General features: G+C 45.9%; 14 protein-coding genes. 5 read left to right on the top strand and 9 right to left on the bottom strand.

Annotation, left to right across the window (positions count from 1 at the left end):
* Window positions 1-221: 221 nt before the first annotated feature.
* The 5 genes from EXU85_RS01260 to EXU85_RS01240 all read right to left on the bottom strand — a co-directional run bounded on the left by EXU85_RS01260 (window position 222) and on the right by EXU85_RS01240 (window position 5,156).
* Window positions 222-737 (bottom strand): HNH endonuclease, encoded by a 516-nt coding sequence (locus tag EXU85_RS01260; protein ID WP_142770341.1) that lies wholly within the window; start codon window positions 735-737, stop codon window positions 222-224.
* 192 nt (window positions 738-929) lie between these two features.
* The gene (gene smpB / locus EXU85_RS01255; RefSeq protein WP_142770340.1) at window positions 930-1,391 is read right to left on the bottom strand and encodes an SsrA-binding protein SmpB; all 462 of its coding nucleotides are present in this window, start codon (window positions 1,389-1,391) and stop codon (window positions 930-932) included.
* A gap of 248 nt (window positions 1,392-1,639) precedes the next feature.
* On the bottom strand, window positions 1,640-2,239 hold the full coding sequence (locus EXU85_RS01250; protein ID WP_142770339.1) for an OmpH family outer membrane protein: 600 nt from the start codon (window positions 2,237-2,239) through the stop codon (window positions 1,640-1,642).
* Window positions 2,240-2,295: 56 nt separating this feature from the next.
* A complete protein-coding gene (locus tag EXU85_RS01245) occupies window positions 2,296-2,658 on the bottom strand; it encodes a hypothetical protein (protein ID WP_142770338.1) in 363 nt (120 codons plus the stop codon).
* A 71-nt stretch (window positions 2,659-2,729) separates the two neighbouring features.
* Window positions 2,730-5,156 carry a penicillin acylase family protein gene (locus EXU85_RS01240; protein WP_142770337.1) on the bottom strand — a complete coding sequence of 809 codons (2,427 nt, stop codon included), beginning with the start codon at window positions 5,154-5,156 and terminating at the stop codon, window positions 2,730-2,732.
* Between the two features lie 227 nt (window positions 5,157-5,383).
* Between EXU85_RS01240 and EXU85_RS01235 the strand changes: the two genes are divergently transcribed.
* Together EXU85_RS01235 and EXU85_RS01230 are read left to right on the top strand one after the other, a co-directional pair.
* Window positions 5,384-6,295, top strand: a complete 912-nt coding sequence (locus EXU85_RS01235) for a glycerophosphodiester phosphodiesterase family protein (RefSeq protein ID WP_371731978.1) — start codon at window positions 5,384-5,386, stop codon at window positions 6,293-6,295.
* A 72-nt stretch (window positions 6,296-6,367) separates the two neighbouring features.
* Window positions 6,368-7,891: a GH3 auxin-responsive promoter family protein gene (locus tag EXU85_RS01230; protein WP_142770336.1), complete on the top strand. Its 1,524-nt coding sequence runs from the start codon at window positions 6,368-6,370 to the stop codon at window positions 7,889-7,891.
* A gap of 135 nt (window positions 7,892-8,026) precedes the next feature.
* Here EXU85_RS01230 and EXU85_RS01225 read toward each other — a convergent pair whose 3' ends face one another.
* Both EXU85_RS01225 and EXU85_RS01220 read right to left on the bottom strand, forming a co-directional pair.
* The gene (locus tag EXU85_RS01225) at window positions 8,027-9,217 is read right to left on the bottom strand and encodes a hypothetical protein (protein ID WP_246859391.1); all 1,191 of its coding nucleotides are present in this window, start codon (window positions 9,215-9,217) and stop codon (window positions 8,027-8,029) included.
* 154 nt (window positions 9,218-9,371) lie between these two features.
* The gene (locus tag EXU85_RS01220; RefSeq protein WP_142770334.1) at window positions 9,372-9,845 is read right to left on the bottom strand and encodes a flavin reductase family protein; all 474 of its coding nucleotides are present in this window, start codon (window positions 9,843-9,845) and stop codon (window positions 9,372-9,374) included.
* Between the two features lie 156 nt (window positions 9,846-10,001).
* Between EXU85_RS01220 and EXU85_RS01215 the strand changes: the two genes are divergently transcribed.
* Complete coding sequence (locus EXU85_RS01215; RefSeq protein WP_142770333.1) at window positions 10,002-11,255, top strand: 4-hydroxy-3-methylbut-2-enyl diphosphate reductase; 1,254 nt, start codon at window positions 10,002-10,004, stop codon at window positions 11,253-11,255.
* Here the strand turns inward: EXU85_RS01215 and EXU85_RS01210 are convergent, their stop codons facing one another.
* Together EXU85_RS01210 and EXU85_RS01205 are read right to left on the bottom strand one after the other, a co-directional pair.
* Window positions 11,256-12,959: a glycoside hydrolase family 10 protein gene (locus EXU85_RS01210; protein ID WP_142770332.1), complete on the bottom strand. Its 1,704-nt coding sequence runs from the start codon at window positions 12,957-12,959 to the stop codon at window positions 11,256-11,258.
* A 51-nt stretch (window positions 12,960-13,010) separates the two neighbouring features.
* Complete coding sequence (locus EXU85_RS01205; RefSeq protein ID WP_142776580.1) at window positions 13,011-13,175, bottom strand: DUF2256 domain-containing protein; 165 nt, start codon at window positions 13,173-13,175, stop codon at window positions 13,011-13,013.
* Between the two features lie 414 nt (window positions 13,176-13,589).
* On the opposite strand from EXU85_RS01205, the gene EXU85_RS01200 reads away from it, so the two are divergent.
* A complete protein-coding gene (locus tag EXU85_RS01200) occupies window positions 13,590-14,060 on the top strand; it encodes an Lrp/AsnC family transcriptional regulator (protein WP_142770331.1) in 471 nt (156 codons plus the stop codon).
* An 809-nt stretch (window positions 14,061-14,869) separates the two neighbouring features.
* Window positions 14,870-17,653: a c-type cytochrome gene (locus EXU85_RS01195; protein ID WP_142770330.1), complete on the top strand. Its 2,784-nt coding sequence runs from the start codon at window positions 14,870-14,872 to the stop codon at window positions 17,651-17,653.
* The last annotated feature ends 9 nt before the right edge of the window (window positions 17,654-17,662 follow it).

The raw sequence follows: 17,662 nt of genomic DNA, 5'->3' as shown, positions 1-17,662 counted from the left end.
GGTCAATGGCGGACTGACTTTTGGTTGTAAAAATTTTGCCCTCAAAAAAGGACTGCAAAGATAGCAATTGCTTTCTAAAAAAAGTTTCTAAATCGGCAAAACTCTTTGAGTTTAAGGCAGAAAGGTAGAAAAGTGAAGTGGGTGGAGTGAGTGGAATAAGTTCGACGTGACATATTCCACTCACTCCACCCACTTCACTTTTACCGCTTTACCTAATTGCTTTACTTAAATGCCTTCTCCTTCTTGGCTAGAAATGGCATCCAACTTTCTTCAATCGAACCGGAAAACTCACGCAGGAAGACCAGAAATGTCGGTTTAAAGGGCTTCTGGCGAAGTTTTAAATTAGCTTCTTCTGGCGTAAAATCCCCTTTGCGTGAATTACAGCGCTTACAGGCCGTAGCCAGGTTGTCCCAACTTGTTTTGCCCCCGCGTGACTTAGGCATTACATGATCGAGCGTTAAGTCTTCGGTAGTGCCGCAATACTGACAATGATGACCATCTCGCTTAAAGATGTTTTGCCGGGTGAGCATGACGCCTTTGTAGGGCAGATTAATGTACCGATGAAGCCGAATAACCGTCGGCATCGGGAACTCGGCAGAAACGGTTCGGAGCATAAACTGCTCGGATTCGGCAACGAGTTCGGCTTTATCTAAATAAACCAGCAGGAATGCTTTGGGAACGGAGCAAATGCTGAGAGCACTGTAATCTTGATTTAAGACTAATACTTTCCTACCCATATCGCGTTTAGATGCCTCTGTACGGTAGCAAGTTACAGAGTTATCCACATAACGGCAATAGCTGTCGAAAATTTAGTTATTGTTTGTGAAGTAAGTGTAGTAGGTAAACTACGTGGAGTTAGTGTAGTAAGCTAGCGAAAGGTCAATATCTTATCTATTACACTTACTCCACCTAATTTACCTATTACTATTTCAATACCGTTCCCGCTGCAGATCGCGCTCTACTTCACGCTCTTTAATGCTATCGCGTTTATCATAAAGTTTTTTACCTTTTGCCAGCGCAATTTCAACTTTGGCAAAACCCCGTTCATTCGTAAAAAGTCGAATAGGCACGATGGTCAGGCCCTGATCTTTTAATTTTTCGGTAAGACGTTTAATCTCCCGCTTGGTAAGCAACAGTTTTCGATCGCGTAGGGGGTCATGATTGTAATGGGTACCTTCTGTATAAATGGCAATACTCATTTGCCGAATAAACATTTCATCGTTATGAATGAGGCAATAAGCATCCTGCAAGTTCACTTTTCCCTGCCGAACCGATTTAATTTCGGTACCGGTCAGAACAATACCCGCTGTATAGTTGTCCAAAAACGCGTACTCAAATGAGGCCCGGCGATTTCTGATATCAACTTGTTTAACAATAGAAGCAGAAGCCATATACTGATATAGGATGTAGGATATATGGTGTCAGAAGCCAGACTTTGTTCTAGTTGATAATCAGGCTTCGGTACGCCAAAATGGGTTAATAGGGTTACAAAGGTAACCGGGTAAGTTCAAGAACACCGGAAATTCACTGGAGGTTTATACCGGGAAAATAAATTTGCGATTTGGTTCAAAACAAACCCGGCTTGTCGAATACGAATGTTCGACAAGCCGGGTTTCAACTCTTTGGAATTTACTAGAAACTATTTTTTTGTTTGCTTAGCCGCATATTCTTTATTCAGGCCATCCAAAATAGCTTTCGTCTGGTCTACAGACTGATCTGCGAATAGAATCCCACCACCTTTTGTGTAGCCTAGTACAAACTCATATTTGTTTTGTCCGTTGATCTTTTTCAGGTAGTCGTAAATCTGGTCGTACAACTGCTTGTTTTTAGCCTGCTCTTCTACAGCCAGACTTTGTGCAGCCCGCTCCCGATAGGCCAGGATGTCCTGCTGCTCTTTTTGAAGGGCAGCTTCTGTAGCGCGGCCCTGTTCCTGAGTCATTGTAGCCGCCCGTTGCTGAAAGAACGTAACTTTGTTCTGTAGATTCCGGCCTTTACCAGCCAGGTCGTTTTCTAACTGGAACCGCTTGCTTTCAAGCACTTTCTGCGTGTCTTTAAAGTAGTCGTATTTAGTTAGTAGTGAATCAACATTCACATACACAATAGATTTGCCTTTAGCTTCGGCAGGTGTTGTTACGGTGGGAGCTGAGGACTCAGGCTGCGCACCTTTAAAATGCAGGTAGTACAATACAGCTACGGCAATCGTCAGGATGACGTTTAGAATCAACGAGGCATTCTTCACAGGAAATGAATCAGTTAGTTATCAGTTTATTCTACAAAGGTATAGGGATTTACGATTTACGAGGTACGATTTGTGATTTGATTTCCAAAGGCCTGTTTGACAAAGTAACCCGATAGCCCCGCCAATCCGCCAACCAATCCCCCTATAATCGCCGTTACAATAACCGGTAGGCTCGCGTTATTCGTTTTAAAGAGTAATTCGCCCATGCGTCCCGTGAAAATCCCGTCGGTGCGTGAATGGAGGATAAACGCATACACTAACCAGACAATGGCAATACCGTAAAAGCCATAGAAAAATGACTGGCCTGCACGCTCACTGCGCCAGAAGCAAACAAGAAAAGCAACAATAGCCACACTCCACCAAGGAAGCAGGAATTGAGCCAGTAGACTTAGAACGGCAATAATGAGAATTTGAATCATTTGTGTAACGCGGCAGAAAAGCCGCTTTTAATACGTTTTAGTTTTTAAAGAATCACGGGTTTCCAGCCGCATTACTTAATAACCAGTTTCCGTTTTATTCTGGGATTTTTGTCTTGCGCTGTTTGCATATACAGCAATTCATTAAGCTGGCCAGTGCGCCAGGTTTCAAGCATGTTCAGATAATGAGGGCTACCAGGATTACCCGATTGCCCGCCCGGATACACGCCGTAGGCTTTCGGCGTTGGCCCTAAGGCCACCACCATTCGCCAGGATGGCCCATGTCGTTCGCTGGTGGCATTGACTACGCTTCGTCCACCACCAATTTGCACATTCAGTGCACTGAGGGCGTCTAATCGAGCTAAGTGCGTAATACGAGTGGCTTTATGTGGTCCCCACTGCCAGGATATACCCATAGCACCATGCTGTCGGGTTAGCGAGTCAACGGCCCCACGAAAACTTTGTGTTAGTACACTGCCAATCGTTTCTTTTGCCGGAGTTGTCAGGTCATCAAACCAGTGAGCGTTCGGTTCTTTCTCCGCCAACTGAAGTGTCCGGTCGAAACTTGGGTAACGTAAGGTTGTTGTGTCATTGCTTGGGAAATCGTCTTTCCAGACGCCATCCAGGTATTGGCGAACCCACTCGGTAAAAACAGTTGGCCCAATCTCAGCAATGTCATTGTTATAGCGCCATTTTTTCATGATATCCAGTGCCTTTTTCTGCTCCCCAGATAATGATTTCTCCTGGATGTAGGGCAAAAATACCGGCAATGCATTGGCCGCCTGAAGATTAAAGTTGTCATTTTGTAAAGAGCGCAGACTGTCGGGTGTGGCTTGATTCATAGCTGTTAACCGCTGATTGATTCGCGTACCACGCTCGGACGGGGCAAATTGCCAGTTAATATAATAAGGATAGGTTGGATCGGTAGAGGACTGATTCGCCGAACTCACGAAACCTCTGGGGGGATTTTTCACATGCGGATTCTGTGCAGCCGGAATCCAGCCTTGCCAGTCGTGGGCGGGATTGGTGCCATCCAGCAAAAACTTACCCTGATCTTTCCATTTTAAGGGGAAACGTCCGTTCGGCGAGATAGCTATATTTTTAGCTGTGTCAGCGAAAACGAAATTTTGCGCTGGAGCCCCGTAATAGCTGAGCGCTTTTCGATAGTCGTCATGGTTTTTAGCCCGATCGAGCAGGTAGTAGGTCAGGAAATCATTAGAGGCTTCGTGTGCAATCCAACGAGCGGCATAACCCACCGGAACATTTTTGGCAAATGGCTTCTCCCCTACCTCATACATAATGGGGCCGTGATGGGTATACAAAACGGTATCGACAACATCGGGCATACCTTTCACTTTAATAACTTCTAGCCGACGGCTGACGGCTTTCCACTTATTATCGTGCCAGTACTCCCGTCGGGTAGCGTCCTTGAAACGTATCTGGTAAAAATCCAGCACATCGGCGCCTACATTCGTAACACCCCAAGCAACTTGTTTATTAAATCCAATAATAACCCCCGGCGAACCAGGCATTGTGGCTCCATATACATTCATTGTCGGCGTTACGAGTTGCATTTGGTACCAAATTGACGGCAGACTCAGCGATAAATGAGGGTCGTTGGCTAAAATTGGATACCCCGAAGCCGACTTCTGCGGTCCAACGGCCCAGTTATTACTTCCGATGGTAGGGTCCTGTTCCGGCCAATTCATTGCTACTGACTTTTTATCAGGCAGTAAGTTGGCGGGTACGGCAGGTATCTTGACAGGCGTGAAATCCCATTTTGTTCCAACGGGAATAATGGGGTCTTCCCGAAATGGGTAATCAGGAAAGAGATCCGTTGTAACGACTGTACCATACTTTTTCAGTACGTTACTCATATTCAGGTCATCGGCCCCAAGCGCCAGTACACCAGACATGTATTTCAGAAAATAAGCACATTTAATCGGCTGCCAGGGCTCAGGAGCATACCCTAATAATTTGTATTCGAGCGGATACTGAGCTGGTTTCAACTGATTAATATAGGCATTAACACCGGCCGTATAAGCCTCAACCGACTCTCGGGAACGAGGATCTGCCATCATTTCCTTTACGGCTTTTTCGGCTCCGAATCCCATACCGAGGTGGCGGTTGAAACGATCCAGCTCCAGTGCTTTGTCGCCCACTAGTTCGGAAACGCGGCCCGCGGCTGCGTGGGTTTGGAATTCCATCTGCCAAAGCCGATCCCGAGCCGTTAGGTACCCCTGAGCGAAATAAGCATCATGGTCGTTCTGAGCGAAAACGTGGGGAATCGCTAAGTCATCAAATACAACTGTAACGGGAGCTTTAGTACCGTTCAGTGTGAGTTCTTCGTCTGTAGTATTGGCGGCTTCGGCATTTTGCCAAAACCCTACAAATGGACTTAATAAAGGACCGAAGGCCGGAATACTTCCCCAGGATCGGTTTAATGCCCAAACGAGTACAATGGTAAGTAGAGAAACAACAATAGCCTTTGTGTAGCGCATGATTAACGTGAAGGTGAGCAAAACGTTGCTAATGCAAGTTTACTGATTGCACTAAGCAAACAAAAAATATTCTTTTTTCAAACAAGACAAATTGTTCTTAAATATAGGTATAATGGCCATTCAGTCAATTTTTGAGGCCTAACACAGCTAAATTCTGGTTGTGAAAAATAGCATCCAGAAAGCCGAACTAAAAAGAAGTAGTACTTTTGAGCCTTTCAGTCACCCGTATGCGTGTTCTTCTGTTCTTTTTCTGCATGACTGGTCTTGCTTTTGTTCAGCCATCACCAACATTTGATTTGCAGGGACACCGAGGCTGCCGGGGCTTGATGCCCGAAAATACGGTCCCCGCTTTTCTGAAAGCCCTTGATCTTGGTGTTACAACCTTAGAAATGGATGTAGTCATTAGTAAGGATAACCAGGTAGTCGTTTCGCATGACCCTTATTTCAACGCAGCCTTCAGCATTGATCCCGATGGAAAGCCAGTCGAAAAAAAAGAGCAGAAAAATCTGATCTTGTACCAGATAAATTATGCCGATATCAAACGCTATGACGTGGGTTCACTAGGCAACTCAGCTTACCCAGAACAGCAAAAGCTGAAAACGTATAAGCCCCTGTTGAGCGAAGTTATTGAACAGGCAGAAGCTTATCGAAAAGCCCGGAACCTTCCCTCATTTTCGTATAATATTGAAATCAAAAGCGAGCCATCCGAGTATAGTAAAAGTCAACCTGAACCAGCCGCATTTTGCGATCTTGTACAGGCAATTATAAAAAAGCATTTACCGAACGACCAACTCAATCGGGTCAATCCAGACCGGGTAACAATTCAAAGTTTTGACTTTACCATATTGAAACAGTGGAAACAGGGCATCAACGAAGGTAAGTACCCCAACATCAGGCTATCTGCATTGGTTGAAAACCTCCGCAGCCCAGAGAAGAATATTGAGGAACTCGGCTTTAAGCCTGATATTTATAGCCCCTATTTCCGATTGCTTAGTAGGGATAAAATTAATCGGTTACACCAGCAGGGGATAAAAGTTATTCCCTGGACAGTGAACCAGCGCGACGATATGACCCGATTGAAGGAGTGGGGCGTTGATGGGCTGATTACAGACTATCCTGACCGGGCAAGCGGTATATAAATCAATCCGCAATAGTTGTAAATTTGTTCGCTAACTCGTTCAACACGGTTAGTTTATGTATATTTTAGCTCCATGACTGTCCTAAACACCACGCTTAAATGGCTCCTGCAACGGCGCATACCGCGCATTGAGGCTATGATGAAGCAACCAGGCGTGGTGCAACAGAACGTTTTCAGCCACCTGATCCGGTCTGGTCGTCGAACAGAGTGGGGCCGAAAATACCAGTACAACTCCATTAAGACCATCGCAGATTTCCAGCGACAAGTGCCCGTTTCGAGCTATGAAGACCTGTTTCCGTACATTGAGCGGGTCATGAAGGGCGAAAATAAGGTACTTTGGCCCTCGCCCGTTCGTTGGTTTTCCAAATCGTCTGGCACAACGAATGCCCGGAGCAAATTTATTCCCGTTACTACCGAGTCGCTGGACGAAAGCCACTTCAAAGGGGGCAAAGATATGATGGCCCTCTATGTGGCTAACAACCCGGATAGCAAGGCGTTTGAAGGGAAAGGACTTTCCATTGGCGGTAGCCTTCATCAAAATCCATATGGGACCAACAGCGCCACTGGCGATGTATCGGCAGTGGTTATGAAAAACCTGCCGAGTTGGGCTCAGTACATTCGAACGCCCTCTATTGAAGTTGCTCTGATGGACGAATGGGAAACTAAACTGGAGCGAATGGCGGAAATTACCTCACAGGAAAACGTAACCAGTTTATTGGGTACGCCAACCTGGGGTATGGTGCTGATTGACAAAATTCTGGCTCGCACGGGCAAGTCGAATATTTTGGAAGTCTGGCCGAATTTCGAGGTCATGATGCACGGAGCAGTTAATTTCCAACCCTACCGGGAGTTGTTCCAGCATCAGGTTTTCCCATCAAAAACCGTTCGTTATCAGGAAGTTTATAATGCGTCGGAAGGTTTCTTCGCCATTCAGGATGACTTAAGTCGCGTAGGCGAAATGCTGCTGATGCTCGATTACGGCATTTTCTATGAATTTGTGCCAATTCACGAAGCTGACCAGGAGTTTCCGAAGGCGTTGACCATTGACGAGGTTGAGCTAGATAAAAATTACGCCCTCATTGTTTCAACTAACGGAGGTTTATGGCGCTATCGAGTGGGCGATACAGTCCGCTTCACCTCCCTGTATCCGCACCGACTGAAGGTGAGTGGACGTACGAAGCATTTCATCAATGCCTTTGGCGAAGAAGTCATCGTTGAAAATGCTGAAACAGCCATCACAAAGGCCTGCGAAGCAACGGGTGCCATTATTTCCGACTACACTGCCGGGCCTGTTTACATGAGCAATGGCGCCAACGGTTGTCATGAATGGGTGATTGAGTTTACGCAGGAGCCAGATAGCCAGCAACGTTTCAATCAACTTCTGGACGAAACCCTTCGGCAAGTCAATTCCGACTATGATGCCAAACGGTATAATGATATGGTACTCAAACGCCCACGCATCCATGTCGTCCAACCGGGTACGTTCTATGCCTGGATGAAGCAGCGAGGTAAATTAGGTGGCCAGCATAAAGTACCCCGTCTGGCCAATTCCCGGGAGTATTTAGACGATATTTTGGGGAAAGTTCTTGAACTGTAGCTGAAGCTAATTAATTTGATTTTAAACACAGAGGCACTAAGGACACAGAGCTAAAATAATAAAACTAATATTTTAAGTCTCTGTGTCCTTAGTGCCTCTGTGTTTAAAAAATTGGCGTGATTATTAGCTCCACTATTACCGGTTTGCTTCGGAGAGCCAGTGAAATTGCCGTTCAGCCAATTGAAAATGTCGCTTCTGACGTTTAAGAGCGACTACAACTGAGTCGTTTCGAATTTTACCCTGCAATACAATATGATTGGTATCAGGCATAGTATAGCCCATCGAAAATAGAGCCGTGGAATCCGTAGCAAACTTTTTAAAGTCAATCGTTTGCTTAAGCGAATCAAGTGTATAACTGAAATAACCCCTGCGGTATCGCTGCCGGAGTAAGGTGTCGGCGGTTTGAATACTGCCCGAGTTAGTTGCCTCAAAAACAACATCTTTCCAGCGTAAACTATCTGCTACATTGCCCTTAAATTGGTCAACGGTGAAAAAGCCACTTGTCAGTATTTGAATCCTGGGAGAATCACTCACCCCATATGCTCTCTGGTAGGAGCCAAAGAGCGGCATTATCAAAAATAGGCCAGCAAAAACGACTTTCAGCGCTGTTTGCGTCGTTCGCATCCATGTTCGAGGCAGCGTAAGGCGAGGAGCGGGTTCCGTTGGTTTATTGAAAACGAAGAAATTAAGCAGGCGCTTCGCATCCCCCACTAACAGTAAATTACTGAATAGAAACAGGTGAATAGAGAACAGTTTAACAGGAATGTCATAGCACAGATTCATCATCATTACGTTGAGAAACACACTGGCAGCTATAAATGCACCCAACGTGCCCGTACGGCGGAACAAGAGTAATACCCCCGCCAGCACCTCAACGGCTCCCGAAAAAAACTGGTACGGCGTTGAATAGCCAATAAAATACCACGAGAAACGCATAGGCAATAAATCGCCGAGTGGAGTGGCCAGCGCGCTCATTGATGGAAATATCATTTGTTGCCCAAAGAGCTTGATAATTCCATATCGGAGCGCCACCATGGCAACATAGTACCGAATCAGTACCAGTAGCCAGTAATAAGCGATGTCGTAATTTTTGCGTCTATCGAGTAGCGCCCAAAGGATTGATCCCGTAGTAGCTGTCAGGATAAAGAAAAATAATTGAGCGTATCCATACGATGTATCTCCGCTACCATTCAGCGGAACGAGTACGTCTTTTACATGAAAAATATAGGTGTTGGCCAGATTAACCAGTTGTGCCTCCGCTTTACCGTAGTACTCACCAATTAACCCCAAAACAGGTATATCGCCGAGCCATGTCCAGGGGGTCATATACAGTAATACATAAATACAGCAGAATCGAAATAGGATTTTTTGCCACCATGACCACTGGTTGGCAGGTGAAACACTGGCAGTTAGCATGAGCAATAAATTGGCTTAGAGGAGGTTGTAACAACGATAGCCAAATATAATTGAAAGCCCTTATTTACCCGCGAATCAGTTTTTTCTCCTTTAAAAACGAATTGGTCATCACCTCTTTATCAGGATTGAGAACAATCTGCTTGACGACTTCGCAGATGAATAACTCATGATCACCTGCATCGGTGCTGTGCATAACGCAGCATTGAGCATAGCCGATAGATTCCGTTAAATAGGGGCAACCGCGATCATCCAGGGCAAAGGGCAGGTTTTTAAATTTATCCTGATGACGACCTGACTGCTGACCAAGCTTTCGAACCAAGCGGGTTTGGTCCGTTGCTAACAGGTTCAGGTTCAACATACCACTTTCGCGAACCAGCTCTATTGTATAATCGACTTTATATAGAGCTAGGGCGAGCACCTTGCCATCCATTGCCGTCTGGGTCACCCAAGTTACGATGTTTGCGTTCTGTTTTCCGTTCGCAATCGTCGTAATGCTATGAACATCGTAGTTTTTGTACTTCAGCAAGCGTTTAGGCATAGTTATTTGGGTATGAGCCTTCTTCTACACATCAATACCGTTTGGCGTTAACTTTGTACTGAACGAAGCGTTTTAGGCTTCTGTTCTTCAAGTAGTAATAACCATTCTTAGGGTCAGCCTAACTACGTTAGCGGCTACCCGTTTGCTCGCTTAGTAATGAAATCGTTTGATATACCTGAATATTATCGCAGTAGCATCATCACTCCGCTGAAAGAATTTCGACGGAAACGGGATAAATTAAAGCGCGACTTCACCCCTACCCTGCTCGATTTTGGTCCAATTCGGATATTGATTGCCCGACACTTTGGCTTTTGCTATGGAGTCGAAAATGCGGTTGAAATTGCGTATAAAGCCATTGCCGAAAATCCTGACAAGCGAATATTTCTGTTAAGTGAGATGATTCACAATCCTGATGTTAATGCAGATTTACAGGATCGTGGCGTGCGCTTCATTATGGATACCAGCGGGCGTCAACTTATTCCGTGGTCTGAGCTTAAGTCTGATGATGTCGTGATTATCCCGGCATTCGGGACAACCCTGGAAACGCAGAGTCAATTGTCAGTTCTAGGCTTGGATGTGGCTAAGTATGATACTACCTGCCCATTTGTTGAAAAAGTATGGAACAAAGCCGGACAGATTGGACAAAAAAACTATACAGTTATTGTCCATGGCAAACCCAGTCATGAAGAAACGCGCGCTACCTTTTCGCACAGTAAAGAAGCAGCTCCAACGGTTGTCGTAAAAGACATGGCTCAGACCCAACGACTGGCAAAATACATTCTGGGCGAGTTACCTGCCGAGGAATTTTACGCTGAGTTCGCCGGACAATATTCGGCGGAATTTGACCCAACCCGTGATTTGGATCGCATTGGCGTAGTGAACCAGACCACCATGTTGGCCTCTGATACACAAAGCATTGCCGATTATTTAAAGCAGGTAATGATCCAGAAGTTTGGTCTGGATACTGATTCAACCGAAGCGCACTTTGCCAATACCCGAGACACGTTATGCTATGCGACCAACGATAACCAGGACGCTACTTATACCCTACTCACCTATCCCGCTTCTCCAGACCGGGCCGATTTTGCCATTGTAGCCGGTGGCTATAACTCATCCAACACCTCGCATATCGTTGAACTCTGCGAAGAGAAACTACCAACCTATTTCATTGAATCAGAACAGAAAATACTATCCGATAAGCTTATTCGCCATTTCGATGGGCATACGAAACAGGAAGTCGTTACGGAGAACTTCTTACCCCAACCAGATGATTTTCATCCGGTTACGGTATTGCTTACCTGTGGAGCTTCTTGCCCGGATGCCGTAGTGGAAGGCATTCTGCTTAAGCTCGTCAGCTTTTTCCCTAATGCCCTCCCAATTGGCGAGGTTATGGATAATGTAATGCAGTAACTACTGTACCTTTATAATAACCTCCCGACTTTCGTTCTTAAGCCGGTCTATGGCTGTTATAGCATACACATATTTCTTCTTAGGATCAGCGGTCTTATCGACAAAACGGGTCGTGGACTCGCCAATGCAATGGGCTACAATATGACGGGGGTCATCTAAGCGTAGACGCGGGTGCCTTCCTTCAAAGCGATAAATAAGATACGAAGTGGCACCATCCCCATCACTAGCTTCGGCAGATTGTTGCCAGAATAGTTCTACTCCTTCTGGTATGATAGCCGCTTTCAGGTCGCGGGGAGGCATGGGCGGAATACTATCCAGCCAGGGCATAGTAGGTACTAAGGCCATGTGGCGATAGAAATTTGTTTGCAGCGAATCCCGGAATGCCAGCGGGTTGAGTTTTAAGTTTTTGGCACTGAACAATACGCTACCTTGTACCGCCTGCTGCTGGCGGTTATAACGTACTTGATTTGGAAATTCTGTGGCTCGAGACCAGCCTGGGTCACGCTCAGACCCTCGGCCAACCCGGTACGCGCCATGACCAATATACAGATGTGCCTTACCCGTATTGCGCGTCCACCAATCTACAAGGCTTTTATACGGTACTCGCCCGAATTCCGAACTGAAATACACCTGGGGTACTATGTAGTCAATTAAGCCTTCCCGCGCCCATTTTCGGGAATCAGCATAATTGTCATAGTACGATTGCCCGCCATTGGTAGCTGAGCCCTGGGGATCATTATTCTGGTTTTTCCAGATGCCAAAGGGGCTAACCCCAAATTTTATCCATGGCTTATTAGCCCGAATTGAGTCCCGAAGTTCAGCAATGAGTTTGTTTACATTATCACGGCGCCAATCGGCCTTGGTCATCCCATTGTAATTAGCCTGATAAACGCTGTCATCGCGTAGTATCTGGCCGGGTTCAGCATAGGGATAAAAATAATCATCGAAATGAATTCCATCAATATCATACTCCCGTACTACATTGGCCACAATGCCAGCTACATAGGAACGGACTTCAGGAATACCGAGGTTAAAGAGTTTACGACCACCATAGGTTAATAACCAGTTCGGCTTTCGATAAACGATATTGGTTGGGGCTATACTGGCATTTTTACTGAACGTTGCCCGATCCAGGTTGAACCAGGCATGAAACTCAAGTCCACGCTGATGCGCCTGCTCAATCATAAATTCCATCGGGTCATAAAAGGGATCGGGTGCCAATCCCTGCTGGCCCGTTAGCCACTCCGACCAGGGCTCTGAACTTTTTGCATAAAATGCATCGGCCGCCGACCGAATCTGCACAATCACTGCGTTCAGGCCCATTTGCTGATGCATGTCAAACATGGCCAGAATTTCGCGCTGCTGATCGGCAACCGGCAATCCTTTTTTGCTTGGCCAGTCAATATTATCAACGGTTGCAATCCATACTGCCCGGAATTCACGTTTGGGCGGTGGTGGTGTTGGATACGTTTCCTCCTCCGTTTCGAGAGAATCGAGTGGGGCGGTTACCACTACGGTTGCTGGTTTAGGTGGCGTAGTCTTAACCACAACTGGCTTTTGAACAACGGGGGAAGTTGGGCCAGCTTGTGGACGTGCTGCCTTTACGGGAGGCCTTCTTGTAACCACAGGAACGGGCTTTGCCTGACGGCAGCTACCCCAGACAAACATGGTAAGCAGCAGGAAAGAATAAACAATTGAACGCATTACCGAGAATGGGTTAATCAACAAAAGTAGCTATAGTTCGAGTTTGACAACCTATATACTGGGATTTAGGCTTGTTTTTAGCCGCTTACTAACTCCCCGACATGCATCACTACAGTAAATGACATGCTCCCAATTTTTTTCCCACTTTTTCCGCCAGCTAAACGGGCGGTTGCAGGCTGGGCAAGTTTTTGTTGGCAGATTTTCTTTCTTCCGCATTTTCATATAGCCAGCATCGCTTATCTCGTTTACCTGGTTAAACACGATCTACTTACCATTCTTACTAAATACGAATGTTAATGTGATTCGGTATACTAGAATCTAAAAACTATACGCTCTAGTATACCGCACAGAGACGTCCATAAGGCTTACTTATTCCACGATAATCAGTCTATTAAATCGAAGAAGCTGTTTTGTAGAAAAGAGTAACGGATTATTATGCATACCGCATGATAAAAATAGGATTTGGCAACTACTATATAAATCTTAATTTTGTGCCGTTTATGGTGCATATTAGCAACATTTGTTTCGACTTTTCTGAAAATTCAAAGGTTTTAAAGAATTTTCTATCGTAAAAGATAGTAGCTTTGCAGTGTTCTGCACATAAATTAATTCAACAGACAACCTCCATTTATGTCAATTCATAAATTAGATCAGATAGATCGCAACGTATTAGAGATTCTGCAAGCCAACGCTAAAATTACCAACGCACAGCTTTCAAAAGAAATTGGCCTTTCGCCCGCTCCTACACTCGAACGTGTAAAAAAACTGGAAACCTCGGGCATTATTCAGAGTTACCATGCGCAGCTAAACCGTGAAAAAATTGGCCTGGGCGTTACCACCTTCGTTATGGTCACGCTGGTTGGTCACAAAAAGGACACCACCATGTCATTCGTGGATCGGGTTAATCAAATCCCTGAAATCATCGAATGCCACCACATTACCGGTTCAGGCGATTTCCTGTTGAAAGTAATTGCGAAAGACATTTCGTCTTATCAGGCATTGATGCTCGATGTCATCAACGAAATTGATGAGGTGGCCAGTACCCAAACGATGGTGATCATGTCTACATTTAAGGAAAGCAAAGTATTGCCAATTCCATGATCATAAAAATTCAGTTCGATAGAGGAAGTGCCGGTTTGGCGCTCTTGAATCGAGTCATATGGAGTAATCTATTCTGTTCGGTATAATCATTGTGCAGCATGACTTTGCAGTAGGGCTCTTGCATTTTTCGTAACTCTTTAGTCAAAGTGCTGTTCACCTTTCTTTATTGAACTGATAAGTTCTACTTATTAAGGGCATTTAGCCCTTATTTTTTTATCAACGGATGAATATGAATACGCTACTAGTACTTGGCCAAACTGGATTCCATTGTTTCTTGGGGCCACCTGCGCGGTAGATTCTTTGAATTCTTTGCATTCTGATTAGCAACAGAATAGAACCCAAAGAATCTATAGAAACTAAATTGGCGAGCACTAGCCGCTTTATGGTTCCTATAGGAGCCGATACCACTTCACGCTCAACAGGCGGCTGGCCATCTCAGCCGCGGGTAAGTATCGCCAAAGGCTTTCCTGGCCTTCACAAACCTCCCTATATCAATCCTCATAGGGTGATCAATGGACCCATCAATTTGGTCAATAATTGGCTCCACGTTCGTTCTTTCTAGACTATTCTCCTGCTCATTCCCAACCTGTGCAGAGACTGCGTTGATCAACAGTTGCCGTTAGCTATGTCAACTCTTATCTCCTCATTGCACCCAAGAACACTGATTTATCGACTAAAACGGTATATCTGTCGATGTTTAGCCTTCGATAGTCTATTGAAGTTGTACATTCGCACGAAAAAGTATTGCTTTGATTAGCTAGTTTACGGAAATTAGGCTAGATTTTATGTTGAAACAGGGGTTCGATACTATGTTAAAATCTATCTCTATTAGTAGTCTGGTAATCGCCCTGATCGCGCTTGCCTTATCGTCATTTATTGGTTCTGACCCAATCCGGCAAATTAGACTGCAGCAGAACGTTTTTGTTGCTGATACTCTTCCTAAACCCAAATTACCAGAAGGCGCTAACCCCGAAGACCCGGATTGGAAAGGCGTTGATTTAGAGGCTAAAGCACCTGTTCAGCCCTTGTCACCAGCGGAGGAGGCTAAGCTTTTTCTATTACCACCGGGCTACAAAATTGAACCTGTTCTGACCGAACCCGCCATACAGCAACCAGCTGCTATTTCCTTCGATGGCAATGGACGGATGTACGTGCTGGAACTTCGAACGTATATGCTCACGGCCGACTCAAAAGACGAGTTGAAGCCAACAAGCCGGATTTCCCGGTGGGAAGACAAAAACAACGATGGCGTCTACGAAACGGGAACAGCCTTTGTCGATAACCTGATTTTTCCCCGCTTTGTGCTGCCTTATGGCAAAGACTGCATCCTGACAATGGAATCGGATGCCGACAATGTCTACAAATACACCGATACCAATGGCGATGGTAAGGCCGATAAGAAAGAACTGTTTACCAATAAATATGGGCGTTCGGGCAATGTGGAGCATCAGCAGGCTTTTATGTACTGGGGAATGGACAACTGGCTATACAGCACGGTTAACGCGTTCCGGGTACGAGAAACACCCAACGGGGTCATTCGTGAGAAAACAGGCTTTAACAGGGCTCAATGGGGCATTACCCACGATGATGACGGTAAATTATGGTTTCAGGGTGGAGCAAGTGGCCTGCCTTCTTATTTCCAGTTCCCCATCCACTACGGTAATTTCGAAGTACCCAACGAATTTGCCAAAGGCTTTGACGTACCCTGGGGTGCTGCCGTAAAACTGGCCGACATGCAGGGTGGCATGGATGAGGTTCGCCAACCTGATGGCTCACTGAATCACGTAACAGGGGCCGCCGGGAATGATGTGTATCGTGGTGACCGACTTCCTGCCGACTTAAAAGGAGAGTATTTTTATGGTGAACCCGTAGCCCGAATTGTTCGCCAGGTCAAGCCAGTAGTAACCGAGGGCCTGACTACACTGCACAACGTTTACCAGGATCAACAATCCGAGTTCCTGCGTTCGACCGATCCACTGTTTCGTCCCATTGATATGACCACTGCTCCTGACGGTACGCTGTACATTACGGATATGTATCATGGCATTATTCAGGAAGGCCAATGGACCCAAAAGGGTACTTATCTGCGGACTAAAATAGAGCAGTATCAATTAGATAAAGTCGTGGGTCTGGGCCGAATCTGGCGCATTACCTACGAGGGTAAAGAACGGGATAAAACTCGCCCCAACATGTATACGGAAAAGTCGGCCGATTTAGTGAAGCATCTAACACACCCTAATGGCTGGTGGCGCGATTTGGCCCAACAGGTTCTGGTGCAGCGGAAAGATTTGTCTGTAGTGCCCCAGTTGACCACAATGGCACTTACAGATAAAAATACACTAGCCAGAACGCACGCGTTGTGGACACTGGAAGGGCTTGGCGCACTAAAAACGAGTGTGGTGCAAAAACTATTGAACGATACCAACCCCCGCCTACGTATACAGGCGCTTCGTGCAGGAGAAAGTCTTTACAAAGCAGGCGGCACTCCGCTGGAAGCTGATTATAAACGAGCATTAGCCGATACCGACACCGACGTTCAGATTCAGGCTATGCTTTCCGCCAAGTTTTTGAAACTACCCGGATTAGAAGATGGTATCAAGTCGGCTATTACCATCAATAAAGCTGCGGGTGTCAAACTGGTTGGTGAGCAAATTCTGACCCCGCCAAAGCAACGGAATATGGGTCCATTCGGGGCATCAGAACTAAGTGCCAATCAGAAAGCACAAGTGGAGCGTGGCGCGTTGATTTACAACGAATTATGTTCGCAATGCCATGGAAATAACGGGATGGGCACACCGGCAGGAAACGGACGATTGCTGGCTCCGGCCTTAGCGGGCTCGCAACACATACAGTCGCATCCAGAATACGCAATTCGCGTTGTTTTGCATGGTCTGGAAGGCGCCATTGACGGTAAAACCTACTCTGGTGGCATGATGGCCAGTATGAAAGAGCAATCCGATGAGTGGGTAGCCGACGTACTTTCGTACATTCGGAATGGGCTGTCAAATGATGCGTCATTGATTTCACCGCAACAGGTAGCAACGGTTCGTAAAAAAACGGCGGATCAAAAAGGAGCCTATCAGTATGCTCAACTCCTGAAATCAACACCTTATGAACTACAACCACAATCGTTGACCACAACGGCTAGCCATACGGCATCTACCCGGATTGGCGGCAATGTCTCGCCCGCAAGTGCCTTTACCTACGAGGGCTGGTCGACGGGTGGCCGACAGGAAAAAGGTATGTGGTATCAACTTGAATTTCCCAAAGAGATCAACGTAGCCGAATTGCGTTTCACCGCATCGCAAACGATAAAGAAAGGCTGGCGGCCAAAACCGGGACAACCGATGGCAACCATGACAATACCATTTATCCAGAACTACCCCAGAGCGTTCGCTATTGAGGTTTCTTCTGATGGTAAAACCTGGCGGGAAGCACTACCCGAAGTAAAGGGTGTTGAGGGCGATAATACCATTTCGTTGAATGGGGTTAAAGCTAAATTTCTAAGGATGCAATTGCGCGAGAGCTTAGCAAATGAGCCGGATGACATTCCGTGGTCAATGGCTCAGCTAAAAGTATTTTCGCAACAATAAACGCTTTTA

The sequence above is a fragment of the Spirosoma sp. KCTC 42546 genome (assembly GCF_006965485.1).
Classification (GTDB): domain Bacteria; phylum Bacteroidota; class Bacteroidia; order Cytophagales; family Spirosomataceae; genus Spirosoma.
Note: the sequence above shows the minus strand (reverse complement) of the source record. Positions and strands in the feature narration are given on the sequence as shown.

Excerpts from the sequence above, each read along its gene's own strand:
- EXU85_RS01245 (WP_142770338.1), bottom strand. The coding sequence starts at position 2,658 with ATGATTCAAATTCTCATTATTGCCGTTCTAAGTCTACTGGCTCAATTC.
- EXU85_RS01205 (WP_142776580.1), bottom strand. The coding sequence starts at position 13,175 with ATGCGGAAGAAAGAAAATCTGCCAACAAAAACTTGCCCAGCCTGCAAC.
- smpB (WP_142770340.1), bottom strand. The coding sequence starts at position 1,391 with ATGGCTTCTGCTTCTATTGTTAAACAAGTTGATATCAGAAATCGCCGG.
- EXU85_RS01235 (WP_371731978.1), top strand. The coding sequence starts at position 5,384 with ATGCGTGTTCTTCTGTTCTTTTTCTGCATGACTGGTCTTGCTTTTGTT.
- EXU85_RS01240 (WP_142770337.1), bottom strand. The coding sequence starts at position 5,156 with ATGCGCTACACAAAGGCTATTGTTGTTTCTCTACTTACCATTGTACTC.
- EXU85_RS01195 (WP_142770330.1), top strand. The coding sequence starts at position 14,870 with ATGTTAAAATCTATCTCTATTAGTAGTCTGGTAATCGCCCTGATCGCG.
- EXU85_RS01230 (WP_142770336.1), top strand. The coding sequence starts at position 6,368 with ATGACTGTCCTAAACACCACGCTTAAATGGCTCCTGCAACGGCGCATA.
- EXU85_RS01210 (WP_142770332.1), bottom strand. The coding sequence starts at position 12,959 with ATGCGTTCAATTGTTTATTCTTTCCTGCTGCTTACCATGTTTGTCTGG.
- EXU85_RS01220 (WP_142770334.1), bottom strand. The coding sequence starts at position 9,845 with ATGCCTAAACGCTTGCTGAAGTACAAAAACTACGATGTTCATAGCATT.
- EXU85_RS01200 (WP_142770331.1), top strand. The coding sequence starts at position 13,590 with ATGTCAATTCATAAATTAGATCAGATAGATCGCAACGTATTAGAGATT.
- EXU85_RS01225 (WP_246859391.1), bottom strand. The coding sequence starts at position 9,217 with ATGACCCCCTGGACATGGCTCGGCGATATACCTGTTTTGGGGTTAATT.
- EXU85_RS01215 (WP_142770333.1), top strand. The coding sequence starts at position 10,002 with ATGAAATCGTTTGATATACCTGAATATTATCGCAGTAGCATCATCACT.
- EXU85_RS01260 (WP_142770341.1), bottom strand. The coding sequence starts at position 737 with ATGGGTAGGAAAGTATTAGTCTTAAATCAAGATTACAGTGCTCTCAGC.